The sequence below is a fragment of the Streptomyces sp. 5K101 genome (genome assembly GCF_046506645.1).
In the GTDB taxonomy this organism is placed as follows: Bacteria; Actinomycetota; Actinomycetes; order Streptomycetales; family Streptomycetaceae; genus Streptomyces.
In genome coordinates, this window is record NZ_JBKFFO010000007.1 from 113,296 (window position 1) to 130,933 (window position 17,638).

The following is a 17,638-nucleotide window of genomic DNA, read 5'->3' on the forward strand; positions in this document are numbered from 1 at the left end:
CCTACCTGATCGTGACGCCGGACGAGGTGATTCAGTGCCCCAACCGGCACCGGCCACGCGGGCTGGTCTGAAACGACCTGACGGCGGAGAAGATCGCGCAAATACCCGTTTTGAGTGCGAGGTTCGGCTCTGGTTGACTGAATGCACCGACACCGACTGCGTGATGTAAGCGGGGCAAGAAGTGGAACGTGTTGAATCTGAAGATCACGACGTGCACCTCGTTGACAGCACGTCACGTGACCAGTCTTCTGCGCCGGGCCTCACCCCGTACCAGCATGACTCGGCTGTCGTACCGGCCTTGGCTCAGCTTGCTGACGTGGCTTGCGAAGGAGCTGAGGGCTTTCTCGAGGTGGGTGCCAACGTACAGGAGCTCGCTGCAAAGCCGACGCCGCCCCTCGATCCCGCTGCGGTGCGCGAACTGGTGACGACTTTCGCGTATCACCTTTCGGTGATGCCGCTCGGATCAGCTCAGCCCGGCGCATCCCTCGTTCCGCTCGATGGACCGGCTATTCCTAGAGCACTGAACTATTCCGACGATGAAGTTCGTGCCCTGTGGCGGGAGCTAGCGGGTAGCGTAACGCATCCTGCGGCACGGGCGCGCTGCGCTGATATTCTCTTCACCCTCCGCCTTGCTAATCCTCGCGATGCGGCTGAGCAGGCCGCTCATGGTTATCTTGACTTGGTCGGCGGAGACTTCCGAATGACCGAGCAGAGTCATGCGTTGCTTCGTGCCTGGACACTGGCCCGCTCTGTCAAGCTCATGCCACTAATGCAACAAGTGGCCTCCGTCATGTTCGATACAGCACAGGACGCACTAACGCGCCAAGACGCTCCCCATGTCTTTGTGAACCTGCTGGACGCGCTTACGGCACCGCAGCGGAAAAAGAATGCCCTGCCAGTGGATCCGAGGGTGGACGATCTGCTCGATCGGGCATTGTTGACGTACACCGATACGCATATCGTCGCCCAGGTTGCGAGACTGGTGCGCCGACGAGCTGTGGGCGACGACTCGCGCATTCGGAAAGCTAGTGAGGCAGAAGTGACGGCCTATCTGAACGACGCTGATCGAGCAACCGATGGGATTGTTATCCGGGCCCACCTGAACAATGCAGCTTCAAGGGCGCGTCAACTAAACTTGCCCGAACTGGAGAAGGTTGCAGTCTCCCGTCTACAATCGGCGCCACCTGTGGAATGGAAGACGATAGAGGCTAAGATCAAGATCCCGAACACCCTGTTCCGCAGCTATCTGCGTCCGTTCGAGCGTGCGGACACATGGCTTGCTGCTCTGGGGTACTGGTTTCATACCGATTCACCCAGCGGCACGCTCGCGGTTAACGAACGCACGGCACGTGAAGTTTTCAATCAGTCTGTGTTTAGCCGACTGGCTACGACTGTCATGTTCGGCGACAACGACCTACCGAAGCGGGTTCTTGGCGACGATGATGATGCCCTCCGGCGGGAGCTCATCCGTGTTGAGACCATGAACATTCACTTGCACGGGATCGTTCTGGCGGATGCTCTGGATCTCATCAAGACCCGCTTTGGTATTCCATCGTTCGAGGACCTGAACGTGTCGCTGGTTGAGTCAGGGGTCCATCCGGACTTTGCATACGCCCTGGCAAAGGCTTTTATCCTCTACTGGGTTGGTGAGTTTGAAGCCAGCGCTCATCTGGCAGTCCCCAAGGTCGAAGCGGCAGCTCGCGCGCTTCTGCTAGAGCTCAATGAACCCCTGTACCGAACGGCAGTCGGCGATGGGAGCGGCCAGTTTCCTGGGTTGGGAGTTCTCCTCGACCCGTTGACACAGAACGACTTCGATCCGGACTGGAGCCGGTTTCTCGAAACATTCCTGCTTGGAGAGGGAATGAACGTCCGTAACCTCATCGCCCACGGCTTCATGAAAGAAGTAGGTCGTGAGAGGGCGGCCCTCGGTCTGCGAGCACTCGCGCTATTGGCTCTGATCACTTCTGCCGATTCTGTAGATCGTGATGAGGCATCCGTACATACGGCCCTAGCCAATCCGCACGGCGCCCCCTCGCGTTCGTGGAGGCAACGGGCCGTAAATGCTGTAAGAGCTGCATGGATCGAGCTTCGTAGGTAACTGAGTGGTCTGCGCCCTAGGACGGCCGAGGCGCTCCGCCAGAGCTGAACTTGTCTAGTGTCTAACTGCGCGACAACGCCAGCAGACGGCGGCGAACAACCGCGAACGTGTGCGGACCACAGCGCAGATGAGTGGCACACCAACCCAAGGAATTGCCCTCACCCAAGTTGCTCTGGGACGAAGAGGTCCTCGCCCAAGGTCTCACCGCCACGCTCCCGCCGGCGCAGCTTGCTCTGGTCGGCGACATGACAGCGTGGCTGAGGCCGGTGGGGGGTGCAGCGAGGCACACGCGCGCGTAGTCGGTCGGCGCACCCGCCGTCGTGGCTGACTGTCGTCGGCTGAGGTTCAGGCAGGGCATGTCGAAGGTGTCGCCGACAGTCGATCGGGTCGAAACTGGGCCGTCTCTGGGCCGTCCGAGGTTGCTCAACAGCGGCGACGTGTACTCATTTCAGCTTCCGCGCTTTACGTTGAAAATGTTGGCATCTAGGTTGCGCTTTGCCAGCGTCATAAGCATGTCCGCTCGACTGTAAGCAATCCCCGCCATGAGAATGATGCGAGTGTGCTCGTCTAGTGCCCGTAGAAGTTCGTCAGGATAGCCTGAAGCCTTAGGAAGATCCCACGCGCCTTTCAGGAGGGAGTCGAGGTCACTCTCTTTTACGCGCAACAAGGTGTGAACGTCCCATTTTGGAAGCTGGTTAAGCGCTGCTCGCGAGGGGCGGTTGTTCACTGCAAGCCGACTGCCGGCTAGTTCGAGGGCGCGAAGCACGGCCACCTCTGAAAGAGAGGTGAAGAGAAGATTCTGATTCGTATCCATATTCTCGCTTCGTAACATGCATGCTCCTTGTGACCCGGCGCTCTGGCTACACCTCAACGCCCCAGGATGTTAGCGCGTCGATCTTCTTCGTCCGACTCGGTTCCGCCAAATTCAGCACAGTCCACGGCTGTCCAGAGCGGACCGGAAGCCTCGACCGGTAGTTGTCCTCCCAGGGCCACACCACGACAGGCCCGCACCATAACCGCACCAGATCGAGCGGGGAACAACGGGGAATCATGGTGAAAGCAGCCGCGCGCCGAGCCGCAGAACCAGCCGTTCGAGCAGGTCAGCTCCTACAGTGGGCCTTCAATACTCGCAGCTTCCCAAGCTGATGGCTCAGGCAGTGTGCTCACGGGCCGGCCGTCATGGCTTCCTCGGTCGACGACACCTCGACAGCGTGGCTGAGGCCAGTAGGAGTGCGGCGAGGCACACGCGCGCCTGGCCGGTTGGCAAACCCGCCATCGTGGCTGACTGTCGTCGGTTGTGGCCAAAACGACTTGAGTCCACGGTGCACCGTGCCGTCCGGCTGAGGTGATGTCTCTGCCCTGCGTGATTCTGCGAGGTGGAAGGGGAATGCAGCCCTGTGGCGGAGTAAGGCCAGGGGAGGGGTGGACAGGTGGCGCAGCGGGGCAGCGGCCGAGGCAACGACTATCAGCGGCAGCAGCAGGCGTTACGACGTGCCCAGGAGCAGCGGGCACGACAAGCGGAGCGAGAACGCAAGGCCGCTGAAACGGCCAGCAAGCGGCAGGAGCGCGAGCGGAAGGCCGCGTATCAGGAGCAGCAGGCCGAGCAGGCGCAGGTGCGCACGATCGGGGTCGAGCACGAGGTCGAGCAGCTCGGGCAGTTGCTCCGTGACGCGTTGGTGGGCGATCCGCCGACGACCTTTGAACGTCGGCGGAGGACTTACGCGCCGAAGAAGTTAGACGAGCGTCCTTGGTCTCGCCCGGAGCCTTCACCGCGCTGGGAGGAGTTCGCACCACCGGAGCCTGGCGGTCTGGCCGCTGTCCTGGGTCTTGGCAGGAAGCGCTATGAAACTGAGGTTGTTGAGGCGCGTGTGCGGTTCAGCGAGGCACAAGAGCGCCACAGGCGAGCCGAGGAGAAGCGGCTGGCAACGCTGGAGCGAAAGCGTGCCGAGCATCGCCAGGCCGAAGCGCAGGCCCTTGACGAGGTGGCGGCCTTCAACTCGAAGCTGGACGAGGAGCGCGAGGCGTACAGGGCCGGGGAGCCCGCGGCGGTCGAGGCTCATCTAGGAGCTGTTCTGGATGCGTCGGAGTACCCATTGGGCTTCCCTCACGAGCATCGGATCGCCTTTCGACCAGCCACCGGTGACGTACTCGTGGAGATCCACTTGCCTCCTGAGGCAATCGTTCCTACGGCGCGGGGCTACCGGTACGTGAAGAACCGAGACGAGATGACCGTGCTGCCTCGTCCGGAAAAGGAGCGCAAGGAGATCTACGCCTCCGTCCTGGCACAAGTCGCTCTGAGGACTGTTCACGAGGTCCTGACGAGCGATCCGGACCGGATCGTCAATGGCGTGATCCTGAACGGCCATGTGAGAACCATCGACCGGGCCACCGGTCAGGAGGTCTCACCCTGTCTAGTGACGCTCAGCGCCAGCAGGGAGCAGTTCGGGAAGCTCCGTCTCAGTCAGGTTGATCCAGCGCAGTGTCTCAGGGGACTCAACGCTCTGGTGTCTCCCAACCCCTACGATCTCGAACCGATTCGCCCCATCGTCGAGTTCGACCTGTCGAAGTACCGGCTCATGGACAGCATGGATGTAGTCGCTGGCCTGGACAGCAGGCCCGTGCTGGTGAAGCTGACGCCCACCGAGTTCGAGCACCTGATTCGCCAACTGTTTGAGGCGATCGGCATGGAGGCCTGGAACACCCAGGCGTCCAAAGACGAGGGCGTTGACGCGGTGGCCGTCAGCAAGGACCCCGTCTTCAACGGTGAGTGCATCATTCAGGCGAAGCGCTACAGCAAGCTCGTGGGTGTTGAGTCCGTGCAGGCGCTCGCCGGAGTGGTCGAGCACAAGCGTGCTGCCAAGGGGGTTCTGATCACGACATCGTGGTTCGGTAGGGCCAGCCACGACTTTGCCCGCCAACATGGTCGGCTCCAGCTCATCGAAGGCCCGGAACTCAAGTACCTAATCAAGGAGCACCTTGGCAAGGATGTGATCCCGGGCCCGGTCCCCCCGAAGAGGCGCCCCTCGCGCTGAGGCTGGCGGGCCGCCCACACAGACCGAGGAGCTGGGCCGTCTCTGGGCCGTCCGAGGCCGCTCAACAGTGGCCAAGGACGACCAATGACGACCACCAGGCGCACGGGATCACTGCTGCTGAGCAGCAAAAACCCAGCTCACCAAGATCCCCGGCAAGACCCAGGGCAAGAAAACAGTTCTTGACGGGCCCATGAGCTCGGTGAGCTGGCACGTCTGGCGGAGACGGTCGGCCAGGCTGTCTCGCGGTCTAGGCAAGTCAGCCATTGCGCTTCTGAAGAGCAATGATGTGGTCAGCTCGTAGGTGCCAACCTGCACCGAGGTATTCGTTAAGCTGCTGAACGGTACGATGGCCATCCAGCAGAACCATGCGGTGCCGCACGGAAGATTCCGTAACCAGCTTTTCCGCAGTCTCTGGGCCCCTCTCTGTGAAACCAGAAACCGAAACAAGAACTCCCGACGTCACATTCTTATCCATTACGACAAACCCGAAGCTACGAACAGTGTTGACGTCAACCTTCTGCTCCCAATTCTTGCACTCGATATAGATTTTCTCGTTGCCGCGCTCCGCCTCAATATCTTTTCCTCCATCCTTTTGCCGAGGAGTAACGCGCACCGCATACCCCATGGCTCGATAAAGGTCAGCGATCAGAAACTCAAGATCTCTCGGATCAAGGCTTCGCAGTAATTCGATCTTCCGCTCGCGTTCCGTTCGCCCTTGCGTGATGTACCGATGACGGATCAGCGCAATAGCATCAGAGAGGCCAGCTTCCCTCCAGTCAGACAGCACCTTGAAGTGCGCCATGAAGTAGGCCGACACCGCATTAAGCGCGTCACGTGGGGAATCCGGGAGGAGATCCAACACCCATGAAATCCCCTGCCAAACCGGCTCCGAGCTCCTGCCAGCTGCTGCAAGTATGGCCCGACCTTCATACTCGCTAAAGTGACGCTCGTTCGGCGCATTGGGATAGGATCGCGACGGACCCTTGGCCTTCAGAACTTGCAAGTGGATCTGATCAAGAATAGAAAGACGGGATGACCCGCCGAGCATGTTCCTGAGGATCGCTCGAACTTCCATCTCTGGCCACGAAGAAACTTGACTCAGATAGGCGGTTCGCAGTTCATCATCCGGAAAGGCAATGACGATGTAGTCGTCCGATGGCTGAGGCCTCTCGCCGCGCATAATGGCGCGCCATTCGTCTAATGCATATTCAGGCATTACAGCTCCCGACGTTCCGATATCTCCGGAGATCGCTTAGCAGGTCTACTGGCAGAAAGAAGGGCCATCAAGCTTGACCGCAAGTGCTCCCCTTCCCGGAGGGGCCGAGACGTAGTCTAGTGCTCAAAAGGACGCTTCTGTCCATGACTTACGCGAAACGCAAATAGAGGACAGCCATCTCAGAAGGCGGGTGGCGCTGACGCTGCCCGCTGGGCCCCCGCTCCTGACGCAGCACCGCTCCCGCACCACAAGCGCACCGGATCGAGCGGGGAACAGCGGGGAATCACGGTGAAAGCAGCCAGGCCCGAAGAGGTCACAGCCCAGCCGTTCGCCCAGGTCAGCGCCCGAGCCGTCTGCCAGTGATCGCAGCTTCCCAAGCTGATGTCCTCACATGCGGGGCAGGTATGCCGCCCATCGCTGCCGCCCACCGAACGTGTTGGTCTGCCGCTTCGTCCGGGCTGCGGCGCTGGGGCGCCGGTCCCGGCCGAGCGGCAGACACGGACGAAGGGCATCGCGTACAGCAGAAGGCCCCGCACATCGACCGCCGGGGGAACGACGACGTACGGGGCCAGGCCGGCCGGTCGCGGGAGCGCGCTCGAACCGCAACTGGCGGGAGTCTCACCAGTTGGCTTGATCAGGCAGCCGACGAATTCCGACGGGCAGTGCCCGCCTCTGCCGTCAACGCATCGGCGTCCATCGATGTCTCTGCCGCGAGGCCCGACACGATCAGTTCGGCCAGCATGCGCGCCGCCTCCGGCCGGATAGTGCCGAGGCGTACCAAGCCGTCACCCGAGACGTTCACGTCGGCCGTGAGGCCAGGGAAGTCCGACTCCAAGCCCAGGGCGGTCAGTTGTGCGGCCAAGGCTCCGGAGCTGCGTCGAGCCTGTGCCCAGCCGCGGACGTAGGGGACGCCAGGTATCAGGTTCTCGGCTCGCTTGGCGACGACTCCCCGTCGGTCCGTCATGACGTCAGTCCCTTTCTTTGCGGTGTTCGGTAGTTTCGTCGCCGCTCTCCTCACGGCGCTGTAACCCGGAAACCAGCGCCAGCCGCAGCAGCTCTGCCAGTCGCTCCGCGGTGGCCGGCGACACACGCCCGAGTTCGACCAGGCCGTGCCCGAAGGCGTTCAAGTCGGCCCGCAGATAAGGGAAGTCCTTCTCCAGTCCCGCGCGGATCAGGGCGTCCCGGAGAGCGGTCGTGGCATTGCGCGCGGCGTACCAACCGTCGTTGTCCAAAGGCGACCAGATAGCAGCGTCGCGTCGGTCCGTAGCGTCATCCCGCATCGGTCGAGGTCCCCTCGATTGTCGATAGAGCGAGGGCAGCCGCAGACGGGTAGCGCTCGCCGTACCGGTCCACACGGGCGAGCAGCTCGGCTGAGGCAACGAGCATGGTCGCCAAGGCGACCGGACGGAGCGGGTTGGCCATCGGTCGCCGGGTCGGGGCGCGGAGCCACTCGTAACGGTCACCGGACATGGGCATGGGGCCAGGGACGACGACCACCGAGCCGCGGCTCAGGTAGCGGTACGCGGGTGGGGTGCCCCCTTCCCGTGCGAGGTAGTGAGCGAAGTCCTCCCGACTCTGTGAACCCAGGAAGAAGCCCACACGGCGGGCCTTATGGTCGAGCACCGTTGGCCCGAAAGGCAGTCCGCGACGCAGCAGTTGATCGAACGTCTCGATGCCGATGCGCTGGTCGACCGTCACCACGTCGAAGAAGCGGCCAGTCGGCAGCATGTACGGTGCTCGGGGGTCGTCCGCCCAGGTAGCCCGGCACGCAGCCGGATCGTCAGCCGCCGCGGAGAGCCATTCGACGCCCCTCCTGGTCATCCTCTGCACGTCATCTCACCTCGGTCAGACTCAGTTGCGGCCGCGATGCCGCTCTGTGTCCAGACTCCGGGTCACAACCCTGGCCAGGGCAGATGACGAGAGGTGACGGGGGATGACGCGTCACGCGTGGACGCGTCATCCCCCGTCACGAGTCAGCCGCCCCCGACCTCTGGTTACTTGCTGCGCGCAGCGATGAACAGCGCGTACATTCGGTCGTAAGGTCAAAGAGTCGTGCGCCCCAGAAGTCGCGCCCATGCACAGGTGGGGAGGGATCGGTCACGTCTTCGCTGGAGCCGACCAGCGTTCGCTTACGGCAAGCCCGTGTGGGCCGAGGCTGGAGTCAGCCGCGGTTGGTGCGTGAGTTGCGTCAGGCTGCGATGTGCCGTGGCCACCAACTCCCGTCGGATGGGAGCGTGAAACGTCGTATCGCCAGTTGGGAGAACGGACACAGCACGCCGGACGACTTCTACGGTCCGTTGCTGTGCGAGGTGTTCGACCTCAGTGCCGCCGAGTTGGGGCTGAACCACGAGGGCAAACGGGACACGGGGCTCTTGGACGCCAGTTATCCGGCGAGCCCCGAGGGCGCGATCGAAACAGTCGGCCAGCTGTGGCGCGCTGATCTCAACCGGTACGAGCCCCTGTTACAGGCTGAGCCGTCCGAGCCTGCGTGGAACGAAGCCTCGCTCCGGTGGTTGGTCGCGCCAGAGCCAGCCGTTCCTCGGCAGCGTCGGGATGGAATGCGCGTCGGTTTCGGAGACATAGCCGCCATCAAGACCACCGCGGACATGTTCGCCGAGTTGGACGACCGTTTCGGTGGTGACCACGCTCGGCACGCAGCTATCCAGTACCTCAGCACCGAAGTGACCCCGCTGCTGCGCGGTCAGTACAGCGAGCAGGTTGGTCGGGCCCTGTTCTCCACCGTGGCAGAGGCAACCCTCCTGGCCGGTTGGATGTCCTACGACGCCTGCCGTCACGGCTTGGCACAACGGTATTTCCTCCAGGCTCTCCGGTTGGCCCAGGACGCCAACGACCGTCGGCTCGCCGGAAGCATCCTGTCCGCCATGAGCCATCAGGCGACGTTCCTCGGTCGCTACACGCAGGCCGCGACACTCGCCCGCGCGGCTCTCATGGGTATCTCTCCCGTGGCCACACCGACACTGCGCGCCCAGTTCCACGCCATGGAAGCCCGCGCTCTCGCCCGAACCGGCGATGTACGGGCCTGCGAAGCCGCCCTGAGCGCGGCCACGAATGCGCTGGAGAGCAGGAACAACGACGACGAGCCGGAGTGGATCAGCTACTTCGACGAAGCCGAACTTGCCGCTGAGGCCGCCCACTGCTTCCGAGACGTCAACAGCGCCCGGCAGGCCGTCGCTCACGCCGAGAACGCCATGAGCGGCAGCCACGTACGGAGCGATTTCTTCGCGACCATGGTCCTGGCCGACGCCCACCTACACGCGGGCGACGTCGAGGAGTCCTGCCGCGTGGCGCTCGATGCGCTCGACCTGGGCGAGCAACTCAAGTCGGCCCGGTGCGTCAGCTACCTTGCCGAATTCCGGCGGAACCTTGCACGGATCGGCAACAATAAGGACGTACAGATCTTCACCGATCAGGTCAGAGAGCACAGGCTGTGGATCGCCTCGGGTGATCATGTCGGTGCCTGAGAGACCCGGTCAGCGTGTGCTCAGAACGGGCCCCATTCGTCTCGGCCCTCCCCGGTGCGAAGGGACCTTACCCGCCGAGCAAATTCGGCGGCGGCCCGGTCGCTGGTCGTGAACTGGTGACCGAGCCAGGCAACCATCATCAGTTCACGCAGGTCCGCGAGGGTCTCGTACCCGGGCCAGTTCATCAGGTCGAAGCCGTACCGGTGCACGAACTCGGCGTACTCCGCTTTTGAGTGCCAGCGGTACCTGTCGTAGAAGATCGCCGTCTGGATCAGATCCCACTCGCGTGGGGCGAGAGCGAAGCCGTCCAGATCGATGAGCACAGCGTGCCCGTCCCGATGGCGGAGGACGTTCCCGATGCTGGCATCACCGTGGATCATGCCGAAGGGAAGGACGAAGTCCAGCCGGTCGTAGTCCTTGGCCACGCTCGCCGCTCGCTCCTCCAAGAACGTTCGGTCCTCCGCCGAGATGCCGTCCAGACCTTCGAGGGACGCCGCCAGCTTGGCCAGCGGGTCGAAGTACGGCAGGCCCAGGGATTCAGGTTCCTCAAGCCAGTGCAAGCGCCGTAGGAGATCTGCCAGTTCGCCGACCGTCGCGTACTCTACGTGCTCCTGGACGCTCTCCCAGAAGGTCACCACCAGGCTGCCGACGACGAGCGGTTGGGCGACCGACGCCGGCACGCGCATGGCCGGCAAATCCTGCGTCTCAAGCCACCGGGCCACGCCCACGGCCCGCTCCATCTCCGCGAGCACCGACGGATCACGCGCTATGCGGACGATGACGGGTAACGACATCAGGCGGTAGACCGCGTTCGACCCGAGCCGCAGCAACTCGGCGCCGCGGGGGTCAAGTCCCACCGTCGCGCATGCTTCCCTGAGGACGGGCTCCAGGCCCTCCTCCGTGAACTCCGCGCCGCCGCCGTCAGATGCCCCGCTGCTGCCCGAGATCATGCTTCGACCATACGGGCCGGACCGACCGCCCGACAGGCCACCCACGTAATGGGGGCGTAATGATCTAGGTCGACAGAGGCCGAGCCCGTGCCTGCCCCGCAGGTCAGCGCCTCAAAAGAGCAACGGTCTCTGATGGGCTCCGGAGCCGTGTGCGCAGGTTCGAATCCTGCCGGGGGCACCCTGTATGAGGTGTCCAAAGACCCCGTCACCAGCGGAAACGCTGAGGCCGGGGTCTTCGTGTATGTGCAGCCGTATGCCGCTCGGAGCGGGCGTATGCCGGGGTCCGTGGACTGTTCGTGGGCAGGCTCTTGGAGCATCGCCCCAGGTCCTGCCCGGGAACGGCGAAGGCCTCCGGACATGTATAGGGGGGAAGAGCGTCGCGCGCGGCGCTCCTCGGCTCACAAGGTGCGGCCACGCCAGGCGGATGAGGAGCTCAGCCAGGAGGTGACCCGGCTGATGTCCGAGGACGTGACGATGCCGGCCAGGCGGCTCCCGTCCAGGACGAGGGCGCGGTGGGCGGAGCCGGTCTCCAGCTCGGGGACGAGCCGGGCCAGCGGGTCGTCGGGGTGCGGGGTCGGCAGGTCGTCGACCGGCACCATCACGTCGGCCACGGTGGTGGTGCCGTGCTGCGCCTCCGGGACCGAGTCGGCGCCCTTCAGGGTGACCAGGCCGACCGCGGCACCCTCCTCGTCGACGACGGGGAAGGCCGAGTGACGGAAGCGGAAGCGCGGGTCGGCGAGGAACTCGCCGACGGTGGTGGTGGCCCGGACAGTGACCGGATCAGGCGTCATGGCGTCTCTCACCGGGATTCCGCCCAGCAGTTCACGCAGCCGTGCCTGGCCGCCCTCCATCGTGGCCATCGCGATGACGAACCAGCCGATGACCACCAGCCAGACGCCGCTGAAGGGGGCCCCGGCAAGCAGGAGGTACACGCCGACACCGACCAGCAGCCATCCGAGCACCCGTCCCGCGGCCGTGGCCACCACGGTGGCGCGCAGCGGGCTGCCGGTTTTCCACCACACGATCGCGCGCAGCAGCCGGCCGCCGTCCAGCGGCGCGGCGGGCAGGGCGTTGAAGAGGGCCAGCAGGATGTTGATCCCGGCCAGCCAGGCCAGCGCCTCCACCACGAGCCCGGCGTCGGACACCCCCTCCAGCAGCCCGGCCGCCAGAGCGAACACGCCTCCGAGCAGGAGGCTGACCAACGGCCCCACGCCGGCGATCCGCAGTTCCGCTCCCGGGGTGGATGCCTCGCTCTTGAGCCGGGCGACCCCGCCGAGCAGCCACAGGGTGATGTCGTCGACGGACACACCGTTGCGACGGGCCACCAGCGCGTGGCTGATCTCATGAGCCAGCAGCGACAACAGCAGGACCGCCGCGGTCACCGATGAGGCGAACCAGTACTGCCATGCCGGACGACCCGGATGATCTTCCGGGAAACGGCTGCCTCCCAAGCCCAGCAGGATCACGACGAAGATGACCAGGACGCTCCAGTGCACGCCCACCCGGATTCCGGCCACGCGGCCCAGTGACAACGTCGCCCGCACAGCAGCCACCTCACTCGTCCGGCCCCTGGGCGGTCTCTGTGCCGGGCAACCCCTGACCACGCACGAGACGAGACCGCCATCGCATCGGGGCCCTGTGTTTTCCCAGGTGACCCTCCCGCCGGCAACGAAACCTCGGTGAACGGGCGCGCTGCCGCCGGCAACGAACGGGGCCACTGCCGCCGGGCACGTCACTGCCCGGCCCGGTTACCCGCCATCGGGGAGAAATCATGACATTCTGGCTGATCCACTCTCCCGACGGAAGTCATCTCCTGACCGGAGTCTCCTGGCGGGGAGCGGGTTGCGGCAGGGGTGGATGGCGCAGCGGAGAGACGGCGGAGAGACGCGAGGGAGCGCCCGGTGGGTGGGTCCAGTGGGTCCAGGTGAACGGCGGACCAGGTCATGACCGAATTGGCACAAGGCCCCGCACGGGCCCGCCGGCCGCAGGCTCCGCCGCTCGGGCGGGCGCTGGTGCGCTGGACACGGACCACCGATCACAAAGTGATCGGCAATCTCTACATGGTCACCGCGTTCGCCTTCTTCCTGCTGGGCGGGGTGCTGGCGCTATTGGTGCGGGCGGAACTCGCCCGGCCTGGGCTCCAGTTGGCAGACCTGCATCAGTACAACCAGTGGTTCACCATTCACGGCACGGTCATGATGCTGCTGTTCGCGACACCCATGTTCGCCGGTTTCGCGAATGCCGTGATGCCGTTGCAGATCGGCGCGCCGGACGTGGCCTTCCCGCGGCTGAACGCCCTGTCGTACTGGATGTTCCTGTTCGGCGGCCTGATGGTGGTCAGCGGCTTTCTGGTGCCGGGCGGGGCCGCGGCCTTCGGGTGGTTCGCCTACGCGCCGCTGAACAGTGCGGTGTTCAGCCCGGGTGTGGGCGGCGACCTGTGGACGATGGGCCTGGTGGTGACCGGAGTCAGCACCACCTTGGGTGCGGTCAACTTCATCACCACCATCACGTGTCTGCGCGCGCCGGGAATGACGATGTTCCGGATGCCGATCTTCACCTGGAACATCCTGTTCACCTCGATCCTCGTTCTCCCCTCTTTCCCGGTGCTCGCGGCAGCGCTGCTGGCCCTGGAATCGGACCGGAAATTCGGCTCGCACATCTACGATGCGGCGAACGGTGGGGCGATCCTGTGGCAGCACCTGTTCTGGTTCTTCGGGCACCCCGAGGTCTACATCGTCGCGCTGCCGTTCTTCGGCATCATCACCGAGGTTCTTCCCGTCTTCTCCAGGAAACCGGTATTCGGTTATCTCGGCCTGGTCGGGGCCACGATCACCATCACCATGCTGTCGGCCATCGTGTGGGCGCATCACATGTTCGCCACGGGCGCGGTGCTGCTGCCGTTCTTCGCTGCGGCATCGTTTCTGATCGCCGTGCCGACCGGGGTGAAGTTCTTCAACTGGATCGGCATCATGCGCTACGGCTCCCTGTCCTTCGAGACACCCATGCTGTTCGCGATCGGATTCCTGGTGTCCTTCCTGCTGGGAGGCCTGAGCGGGGTGATCATCGCGTCACCGCCCATGGACTTCCACCTCACCGACAGCCATTTCATCGTCGCTCACCTCCACTACGTCCTCTTCGGTACGGTCGTCTTCGCGATGTTCGCCGGGTTCTATTTCTGGTGGCCGAAGTTCACCGGCAAAATGCTCGACGAGCGACTCGGGAAGATTCACTTCTGGACGCTTTTCGTGGGATTCCAGACGACGTTCCTGGTGCAGCACTGGCTCGGCGAGATGGGGATGCCCCGGCGCTACGGCGACTATCTGGCGGCGGACGGGTTCACCCTGCTCAACACCGTCTCGTCCGTCGGCGCCTTCCTCCTGGGTATGTCGACGCTTCCGTTCCTCTACAACGTCTGGAAGACGGCGCGGTACGGGAAGAAGGTCGACGCGGACGACCCGTGGGGGTTCGGGCGTTCACTGGAGTGGGCGACCTCCTGCCCGCCGCCGCGCCACAACTTCGTCGCCCTGCCGCGCATCCGCTCCGAGTCACCGGCCTTCGACCTGCATCACCCCGCCATCAAACAGGACGAGAAGAGGCGCCACGGATGAGAACGGAAGCCATGCTCTTCGCCGGTGTGGCGGGCTTCTTCGCGGTCACGGCCGTGAGCTACGGCTGGTTCTCGGCCGACCCGACCGGAACGGCCGTCCTCGTCGTGGCCTTTGTCATGGCGTCACTGGTGTCCTTCTTCTTCGCCGTCCAGTACCGGCGGCGGGGGCGCAGGCCGCAGGACCGCAACGACGCCGAAGTAGCGCCGAGCGCCGGCCCGGTGGAGTTCCTCCCGCCGGACAGCCCCTGGCCGATCGTCGTCGCGGCCGGCTCCGTCATCGTGGCGCTGGGCGTGGTGTACGGGCTGTGGCTGCTGCTGATCGGCCTCGGAGTGCTGGCGCCGGGCGTCCTCGGCATGGTCCTCGAACACGCGGGCCGTCAGGACTCGGGCGAACCGTCCCAAGATCGCCCGCGCTGAGCCGCGCGCCGGGGGGCCGGCTCGACCGGGAACTCCTCCCCGGCGTCCTCCGGAGGCTGCTGCGGCTGTGCGGAGGCCGCGTACCACGTGTGGAGCGCCGCACGCAGCCGCGCGACCTTGCCGGCGGAAGCGGCGGGCTCCTGGGGCGGTGCCACCGGCAGGCTCCCCCGCAGCAGGATGTACCGCTTCCCCGCCTCGACCGGCCGGTGGCTCTCCGTGTAGCCGCCCTCGATGGTCTGCCGTACGTCGCCGGTCTCCACGCCCTCGGCCAGCCGTTCGTGCTCGGCCTCCCGCAGCGCCAGGCAGACCCGCTTGGTCACCAGGAAGGCGAGCACGGGCAGCACGATCACGGCGACGCGCAGCACCCAGGTCAGTGCGTTCAAGGAGACGTCGAAGGTGAATGCCACGATGTCGTTGCCGCCGGCCAGGAGCAGGACACCGTAGAAGACGATCCCCGCGACGCCGAAGCCGGTGCGTACGGGCCGGTCGCGGGGCCGGTCGCACAGATGGTGCTCGCGCCGGTCGCCGGTCACCCACGCCTCGATGAAGGGGTACGCGTACAGGACCGAGAACAGCGCGCCGGGCAGGACCACGGCGGGCAGGAGCACGTTCCACATCAAGGTGTGCCCGGCAATCACCGTCTCCCATGGCGGGATCAGCCGCAGCGCGCCCTCCAGGAAGCCCACGTACCAGTCGGGCTGCGAACCCGTCGACACCAGGTCGGGACGGTACGGCCCGTACGCCCATACGGGGTTGATCTGTGCCAGCCCGCCGAGCAGCGTCAGCACACCGAACACCATGAAGAACAGCCCGCTGGACGAGGCGGCGAACTGAGGAAACATCGGCTTGCCCACGACGTTGCGGTTGGTCCTGCCGGGGCCGGCCCACTGCGTGTGTTTCAGGTAGAACACCAGGATCAGATGGACCGTCACCAGCGCGACGAGCAGGCCGGGCAGCAGCAGAATGTGCATCCCGTACAGCCGGCCGATGATCTCCTCACCGGGATACTCACCGCCGAAGGCGAACATCGAGAGGTAGGTCCCGGCGATCGGGATCGACAGCATGATGCCCTGGGCGATCCGCAGGCCTGTTCCGGAGAGCAGGTCATCGGGCAGTGAGTAGCCGGCGAATCCCTCCGTGATGGCGAGCACGAACAGGGTGAGGCCGATCGCCCAGTTCCCCTCGCGGGGTCTGCGAAAGGCCCCGGTGAAGAAGATCCGCAGCATGTGCACCCCGATGGCCGCCGCGAACACCAGGGCCGCCCAGTGGTGCATCTGACGGATCAGCAGCCCGCCGCGTACGTCGAAGCTGATGTCCAGGGTGGAAGCGAACGCCTCCGACATCGGGACGCCGTCCAGTGGGGTGTACGAGCCGTTGTAAACGACCTCCGTCATGGTCGGCTTGAAGAACAGCGTGAGGTAGACCCCGGTCAGGATGAGGACGAGCAGGCTGTAGAGGGCGAGTTCCCCCAGGTAGAAGGACCAGTGACCGGGGAAGGCCTTGCGCAGCAGCCCACCGGCCTCACCGACGGGCAACCGCTCGTCCAGCGCGAAGGCGCCCCGTTCCGCCGCTCCCGTCATCCGCCGTTTCACCGTGCGTGTCTTCGGACGAGTCCGCCGGAAGAAGATCACAGGCTGCTCCCGCTGTCTCTCCGTTTGAGGCAACGATAGGCAAGAACGGGGGAACGGCGTCGACACGCGCCGGTTCACCCTCCGAAGGGACGCATCCCGGCCGTGGCGCTCTCTCTCCTGTAGACGACCGACGCCCATGTGCCCGTGATGCGCGTCACAGCGATGGTGGCTACCTGGGGTTACAGGCAGCTCCGGTCCAGATGGCGGAAAACAGCCCCTACCCCAGTCGTCACGTGACGGAAAAGTGACCTGCACCTACCTAGCGGTAACAAGATCCCGCGTGCCAGATTCCGCATGCCACCGGCCGGCGGCTCCCCCACCCGTACGCCACACCCTCGTCGAGAACGACCGGAAGTCGCTCTCTTGTGGCCAGGAGCAGGAGTTCGCCGTGTCTGGATTCAGTCTGTTCGGAGTGTTGCCCTCGACGGCTCGGAGGCAGCGGTGGCTGCGGGCCGCCGTCGCCGCGCCGCTCGCGTTCAGTGGACTCGTGGCCGCCGGGGCCGGGACAGCACAGGCCGGGCCGGAGAGTGGGGCGAGTGCGATCGTGGCGCTGGGAGACAGTTACATCTCCGGCGAGGCCGGGCGGTGGCAGGGCAACAGCCTCACCGACACCGGCAGCAGGGACGGCACCGACCGCGCCTGGACCGGGACGGGGTACGACCCGGCGCGGGTGTACGGGACGACGGCGGCGAACGGGTGCCACCGGTCGGACTCCGCGGAGGTGCGCAGCGCCACCGGGACGACCCAGGCGCTGGTGAACCTCGCCTGTTCCGGGGCGACCACGCAGAACGTCTTCCGCGCGTCCAGTGGCGGCACCGCGTTCAAGGGCGAGGCACCCCAGGCGGACCAACTGGCCGCCGTGGCCGCCACGTACGACGTCGAGGCGATCGCGCTGTCGATCGGCGGCAACGACCTCGGGTTCGCCGACATCATCACGAGCTGCGCGAAGGACTACATCATTTACTACTCGTACTGCCACGACGACCAGCAGGAGGTTGTGGACGCGAAGATCGACACCGTGATGGCGAACGTCGGCAAGGCCGTAGACGAGGTCCGCGCGGTGATGTCCGGGGCCGGCTCTACGCGCAGCCGGCGGGCGACTTCAGCTGCCGCAACACGGCGGGCGCGGGGCCGTCGGGCATGTATCTGACGGCGTCCTGACGCCCGGGGGCCAGGAGAGGCCGGCCGGTACTGCCGCCACCGGC

At 65.0% G+C, this 17,638-nt stretch carries 14 protein-coding genes; 6 read left to right on the top strand and 8 right to left on the bottom strand.

The genetic code is table 11. The features are described from left to right. Positions 1-298 precede the first annotated feature (298 nt). Positions 299-2,098, top strand: coding sequence for a hypothetical protein (locus ACLB9X_RS15835; RefSeq protein ID WP_410360991.1), 1,800 nt, complete (start codon positions 299-301; stop codon positions 2,096-2,098). Between the two features lie 448 nt (positions 2,099-2,546). Here ACLB9X_RS15835 and ACLB9X_RS15840 read toward each other — a convergent pair whose 3' ends face one another. Next, positions 2,547-2,930 carry a hypothetical protein gene (locus ACLB9X_RS15840; protein ID WP_410360992.1) on the bottom strand — a complete coding sequence of 128 codons (384 nt, stop codon included), beginning with the start codon at positions 2,928-2,930 and terminating at the stop codon, positions 2,547-2,549. Between the two features lie 598 nt (positions 2,931-3,528). On the opposite strand from ACLB9X_RS15840, the gene ACLB9X_RS15845 reads away from it, so the two are divergent. Further along, the gene (locus ACLB9X_RS15845; RefSeq protein ID WP_410360993.1) at positions 3,529-5,130 is read left to right on the top strand and encodes a restriction endonuclease; all 1,602 of its coding nucleotides are present in this window, start codon (positions 3,529-3,531) and stop codon (positions 5,128-5,130) included. A gap of 256 nt (positions 5,131-5,386) precedes the next feature. Here ACLB9X_RS15845 and ACLB9X_RS15850 read toward each other — a convergent pair whose 3' ends face one another. The 4 genes from ACLB9X_RS15850 to ACLB9X_RS15865 form a co-directional block, all read right to left on the bottom strand. Then, positions 5,387-6,346 (bottom strand): restriction endonuclease, encoded by a 960-nt coding sequence (locus tag ACLB9X_RS15850; protein WP_410360994.1) that lies wholly within the window; start codon positions 6,344-6,346, stop codon positions 5,387-5,389. A 634-nt stretch (positions 6,347-6,980) separates the two neighbouring features. After that, the gene (locus tag ACLB9X_RS15855; protein ID WP_410360995.1) at positions 6,981-7,208 is read right to left on the bottom strand and encodes a hypothetical protein; all 228 of its coding nucleotides are present in this window, start codon (positions 7,206-7,208) and stop codon (positions 6,981-6,983) included. A 106-nt stretch (positions 7,209-7,314) separates the two neighbouring features. Next, positions 7,315-7,626 carry a hypothetical protein gene (locus ACLB9X_RS15860; RefSeq protein ID WP_410360996.1) on the bottom strand — a complete coding sequence of 104 codons (312 nt, stop codon included), beginning with the start codon at positions 7,624-7,626 and terminating at the stop codon, positions 7,315-7,317. Then, positions 7,616-8,167, bottom strand: a complete 552-nt coding sequence (locus tag ACLB9X_RS15865) for a bifunctional DNA primase/polymerase (RefSeq protein WP_410360997.1) — start codon at positions 8,165-8,167, stop codon at positions 7,616-7,618. Before ACLB9X_RS15865 ends, ACLB9X_RS15860 begins: the two co-directional genes overlap by 11 nt. A 413-nt stretch (positions 8,168-8,580) precedes the next feature. Here ACLB9X_RS15865 and ACLB9X_RS15870 point away from each other — a divergent pair, with 413 nt between their 5' ends. After that, a complete protein-coding gene (locus tag ACLB9X_RS15870; RefSeq protein WP_410360998.1) occupies positions 8,581-9,828 on the top strand; it encodes a hypothetical protein in 1,248 nt (415 codons plus the stop codon). A 20-nt stretch (positions 9,829-9,848) separates the two neighbouring features. Here the strand turns inward: ACLB9X_RS15870 and ACLB9X_RS15875 are convergent, their stop codons facing one another. Beyond that, entirely contained in the window at positions 9,849-10,778 is a 930-nt protein-coding gene (locus ACLB9X_RS15875) for a phosphotransferase (protein WP_410360999.1), read from the bottom strand. A gap of 398 nt (positions 10,779-11,176) precedes the next feature. Further along, on the bottom strand, positions 11,177-12,295 hold the full coding sequence (locus ACLB9X_RS15880; RefSeq protein ID WP_410361000.1) for a site-2 protease family protein: 1,119 nt from the start codon (positions 12,293-12,295) through the stop codon (positions 11,177-11,179). Between the two features lie 426 nt (positions 12,296-12,721). On the opposite strand from ACLB9X_RS15880, the gene ctaD reads away from it, so the two are divergent. Beyond that, the gene (gene ctaD / locus ACLB9X_RS15885; protein ID WP_410361001.1) at positions 12,722-14,386 is read left to right on the top strand and encodes a cytochrome c oxidase subunit I; all 1,665 of its coding nucleotides are present in this window, start codon (positions 12,722-12,724) and stop codon (positions 14,384-14,386) included. Next, on the top strand, positions 14,383-14,802 hold the full coding sequence (locus ACLB9X_RS15890) for a cytochrome c oxidase subunit 4 (protein ID WP_410361002.1): 420 nt from the start codon (positions 14,383-14,385) through the stop codon (positions 14,800-14,802). Before ctaD ends, ACLB9X_RS15890 begins: the two co-directional genes overlap by 4 nt. On the opposite strand, the gene ACLB9X_RS15895 is transcribed toward ACLB9X_RS15890, so the two are convergent. Continuing rightward, a complete protein-coding gene (locus ACLB9X_RS15895; RefSeq protein WP_410361003.1) occupies positions 14,763-16,382 on the bottom strand; it encodes a cytochrome b in 1,620 nt (539 codons plus the stop codon). The two genes, ACLB9X_RS15890 and ACLB9X_RS15895, sit on opposite strands and share 40 nt — an antisense overlap. A 439-nt stretch (positions 16,383-16,821) precedes the next feature. Here ACLB9X_RS15895 and ACLB9X_RS15900 point away from each other — a divergent pair, with 439 nt between their 5' ends. Further along, positions 16,822-17,583 carry a hypothetical protein gene (locus ACLB9X_RS15900; RefSeq protein ID WP_410361004.1) on the top strand — a complete coding sequence of 254 codons (762 nt, stop codon included), beginning with the start codon at positions 16,822-16,824 and terminating at the stop codon, positions 17,581-17,583. The last annotated feature ends 55 nt before the right edge of the window (positions 17,584-17,638 follow it).

Bases quoted from the DNA above. Each gene is read 5' to 3' on its own strand.
- ctaD (WP_410361001.1), top strand. From the start codon at position 12,722: ATGACCGAATTGGCACAAGGCCCCGCACGGGCCCGCCGGCCGCAGGCT.
- ACLB9X_RS15840 (WP_410360992.1), bottom strand. From the start codon at position 2,930: ATGTTACGAAGCGAGAATATGGATACGAATCAGAATCTTCTCTTCACC.
- ACLB9X_RS15850 (WP_410360994.1), bottom strand. From the start codon at position 6,346: ATGCCTGAATATGCATTAGACGAATGGCGCGCCATTATGCGCGGCGAG.
- ACLB9X_RS15890 (WP_410361002.1), top strand. From the start codon at position 14,383: ATGAGAACGGAAGCCATGCTCTTCGCCGGTGTGGCGGGCTTCTTCGCG.
- ACLB9X_RS15895 (WP_410361003.1), bottom strand. From the start codon at position 16,382: ATGACGGGAGCGGCGGAACGGGGCGCCTTCGCGCTGGACGAGCGGTTG.
- ACLB9X_RS15865 (WP_410360997.1), bottom strand. From the start codon at position 8,167: ATGACCAGGAGGGGCGTCGAATGGCTCTCCGCGGCGGCTGACGATCCG.
- ACLB9X_RS15860 (WP_410360996.1), bottom strand. From the start codon at position 7,626: ATGCGGGATGACGCTACGGACCGACGCGACGCTGCTATCTGGTCGCCT.
- ACLB9X_RS15875 (WP_410360999.1), bottom strand. From the start codon at position 10,778: ATGATCTCGGGCAGCAGCGGGGCATCTGACGGCGGCGGCGCGGAGTTC.